Genomic DNA, 3421 nt, shown 5'->3' with positions numbered 1-3421 from the left:
TCTAGTACGGTCTGGTGGGCTCGGAGAGTTGTAGAAGAGACAGTCGTCGCCCCGCCGGGGGTGGGGGCCGGCGGGCCGAAGAGGGTGGTCGCCAGCACGGCGCCGGCGAACCCGGTGGCGGCGGCTCGGCGCAGGGGTGTCCGGGGAAGCATGGTGAAGGAGATACCGGCCCCCGCCGGCACGGCGGAAGAGTTCGCCGATGGCGGGACGCTGACTTGGCAGTGATCAGCCAGGGCCGCCGTCGGCCGTGGTCAGGGCCAGGTCAGCCGGCCTCGCGGCGGGCCTTCGCCCGGCGCTTGCCCTCGTGCATGGCCTGCACCCGGGCCACCGGGATGGTCCGGCCCTCGGCCACCAGTTCCTCCGGCAGCCGCTGCGGCGCGGGCAGCGCCTCCGCCCACGGGTCCCGGTCGCCCAGCAGCGCCGGCACCGTCTTCACGGTGAAGTCGGCCGGGGTCGCCGTCTCGACGTCGGCCCAGCCGACCGGGTACGACACCGGCGTCCCCGGCCGGATCCGCGGGCTGTAGGCGGCCACCACCGTGGCCCCGTACGACCGGGTGGAGTCGACGAAGACCCGGCCGCCCCGGTCCTCGACGATGAAGGCGGTGGTGGCCAGCGCCGGGTCGAGCCGTTCGGCGCGGGCCGCGAGGGCCCGGGTCGCCGCGGCGGCCTCCTCGGCGGTGGTGGCCGGGTCCACCGGCACGATGACGTGCAGGCCCTTGGCCCCGCTGGTCTTCACGGCCCCGGCCAGCCCGGCGTCGGTGAGCGCCTGCCGGACCAGCAGCGCGGTGCGGACCGCCATGCCGAACGAGTCGCCCGCCGGCGGGTCCAGGTCGAGCACCAGGTGGGTGGGGTGCTCGGGGTGGCCGGCGTGGCCCAGCGTCGGGTGGTACTCGACCGCCCGCTGGTTGGCGAACCAGAGCAGCGTCCGCCGGTCGTCGCAGAGGGCGTACGAGATGCTGCGGTGCGAGGCCTCCGCCCAGACCGAGGTGCGGCGCACCCAGTCCGGCGTGTACTTCGGCAGGTTCTTCTGCATGAACGGGTCCTGGCCGGGCCGCACCCGGACCACCGACAGCGGCCGGTCCCGCAACCCGGGCAGGATCCGCTGGTGCACGGCGTCCAGGTAGTCGACCAGGTCGCGCTTGGTGGCGCCGGCCCCGTCGAACAGCGGCTGGTCCAGGTTGGTCAGCGACACCCCGTCCCGGGTCTCGTCAGCGGCGCCCATCCGCCCATCCTGCCGTCCCGGCCGCCATCCGGCGACCCGACGCGGCGGCGCGGGTCAGGATCCGAACGGGTCGCCGCCGGCGCGGACGGTGGCGAGCAGCTCGGCGGCGCGGGCGCGGGCGGCCGCGTACACGCCGGAACCGAAGCTGATCCGGGCCACGCCGAGGGCCGCCAGCTCGGCCGGTGCGGGCGCGCCGGGCCGGGCCATGACGTTGACCGGTGCGTCCACCTCGGCGACGAGGTCGCGGATCTGCGCCGGGTCGGCCAGCAGGATCGGGTAGACGCTGTCCGCCCCGGCCGCCCGGTAGCGGCGGGCCCGGCGCACCGCCTCGCCGAGCCGCTCCGGCGCCGGCCCGTACGCCCGCAGGTGCACGTCGACCCGAGCGTTGAGCACCAGGTCGACGCCGGCCGCCCCGGCGGCCGCCCGGATCCCGGCCAGCAGGTCGGCCTGCTCCTCGACGTCGTGCAGCACCCCGGTACGCGGGTCGGAGTCCTCGATGTTGCAGCCCACCGCCCCGGCCGCCAGCAGCCGCTCGACCAGCTCGGCCGGGCGCAGCCCGTACCCCCGTTCGAGGTCGGCGGTGACCGGGACGGGGACCGCGGCGGCGATCCGGGCGACCGCGGCGAACATCTCGGCCACCGGCGTGGCCTCGCCGTCGGCGTGGCCGAGCGCCTCGGCGACCGCGGCGCTGCTGGTGGCGACGGCCGGGAAGCCGGCCGCGACCACGGCCCGGGCGGACCCGGGGTCCCAGGCGTTCGGCAGGATCAGCGGCTCCCGGGGGCGATGCAGCGCGCGCAGCGCGGTGGCCCGCCGGCTCAGCTCGGTCATGCGGTCAGTCTCGCCGCGCCGGCGGCCCGCCCGTAAGCTCCAATTCCGTGCCGATGGACTGGGCCGATCTCGGCGTCGACCTGCACCTGGAGCTGGACGCCGGCGGCGGCCGGCGGGCCGGCCTGGAACGGGCGCTGCGGGACGCCATCCGCGACGGCCGGCTCGCGCCGGCCACCCGGCTGCCGGCCACCCGCACCCTCGCCGCCGAGCTGGGCCTGTCCCGGGGCACCGTCAGCGCCGCCTACGACCAGCTGGTCGCCGAGGGCTGGCTGGTCGCCCGGGTCGGCGCCGGCACGGAGGTGAGCAGGCTGCGCCTGGCCGCGCCGCCGCCGGCCACGCCGCCGCCCGGGCCACCGGCCTTCCGGTACGACCTGCGCCCCGGCAGCCCCGACGTCGGGCTCTTCCCGGTCACCGCCTGGCTGCGGGCCACCCGGCGGGCGCTGGCCGTCGCCCCCGCCGAGGCGTACGGCTACGGCGATCCGCGCGGCCGGCCGGAGCTGCGCCGGGCGCTCGCCGGCTACCTGGGGCGGGCGCGGGGCGTGCTGGCCGACCCGGAGCGGATCGTGGTCACCACCGGCTACGTCCAGGCCCTGGTGCTGCTCACCGGCGTGCTCCGGGACGCCGGCACGCCCACGGTCGCCATGGAGGATCCCGGGCTGGCCTTCCACCGGGAGGTGGTCCGCCGGCACGGCGGCACCGTGCTGCCGTTGCCGGTGGACGGGCTCGGCGCGCGCACCGACCTGCTCGGCGCCGGCCCGCTGGCCCGGGTGGGGGCCGCCGTGGTGACCCCGGCGCACCAGTTCCCGACCGGGGTGACCCTGCACCCGGCCCGCCGGCACGCGCTGGCCGAGTGGGCGCGGGCCACCGGCGGCCTGGTGATCGAGGACGACTACGACGGCGAGTTCCGCTACGACCGGCAGCCCGTCGGCGCGGTCCAGGGCACCGCGCCCGAGCAGGTCGCGTACGTGGGCACGGCCGCGAAGACGCTCGGGCCGGCGCTGCGCCTGGCCTGGCTGGTGCTGCCGGCGCGGCTGGTGGAGCCGGTGGTGGAGGCCAAGCGCCACCTGGACCTGCACAGCGAGACGATCGGCCAGCTCGCCCTCGCCGAGCTGATCCGCGACCACGGCTACGACCGGCAGGTCCGCACGGTCCGGCGCCGCTACCGGCAGCGGCGGGACCTGCTGCTGGACCGGTTGGGCGACCGCTCGGCCCTGGCCGGGGTGTCGGCCGGCCTGCACGCCACCGTCCACCTGCGACCCGGCGGCCCGACCGAGGCGGCGGTGCTGGCGGCGGCCGCCGCGCGCGGACTCGCCGTCGGCGGGCTGGCGATGCACCGGCACGACCCGGAGAGCGGCCCGCCCGGCCTGGTGG

Annotated in this window: 3 protein-coding genes; 1 reads left to right on the top strand and 2 read right to left on the bottom strand. The window is 78.0% G+C overall.

Annotated features, from left to right (window positions below):
- Positions 1–262: 262 nt before the first annotated feature.
- Together ACW0Q9_RS29845 and ACW0Q9_RS29840 are read right to left on the bottom strand one after the other, a co-directional pair.
- Positions 263–1222, bottom strand: a complete 960-nt coding sequence (locus ACW0Q9_RS29845; protein ID WP_456186999.1) for a DNA polymerase domain-containing protein — start codon at positions 1220–1222, stop codon at positions 263–265.
- A gap of 54 nt (positions 1223–1276) precedes the next feature.
- Positions 1277–2050 (bottom strand): isocitrate lyase/PEP mutase family protein, encoded by a 774-nt coding sequence (locus ACW0Q9_RS29840; protein ID WP_456186997.1) that lies wholly within the window; start codon positions 2048–2050, stop codon positions 1277–1279.
- 53 nt (positions 2051–2103) lie between these two features.
- Here ACW0Q9_RS29840 and pdxR point away from each other — a divergent pair.
- A partial coding sequence (gene pdxR, locus ACW0Q9_RS29835; RefSeq protein ID WP_456187001.1) for a MocR-like pyridoxine biosynthesis transcription factor PdxR occupies positions 2104–3421 on the top strand: 1318 nt, incomplete at its 3' end.

The organism is Micromonospora sp. I033 (assembly GCF_053890995.1).
The sequence above is the reverse complement of the archived record's forward strand: the minus strand, read 5'-3'. Positions and strand labels throughout refer to the sequence as shown.

Excerpts from the sequence above, each read along its gene's own strand:
- ACW0Q9_RS29845 (WP_456186999.1), bottom strand. The coding sequence starts at position 1,222 with ATGGGCGCCGCTGACGAGACCCGGGACGGGGTGTCGCTGACCAACCTG.
- ACW0Q9_RS29840 (WP_456186997.1), bottom strand. The coding sequence starts at position 2,050 with ATGACCGAGCTGAGCCGGCGGGCCACCGCGCTGCGCGCGCTGCATCGC.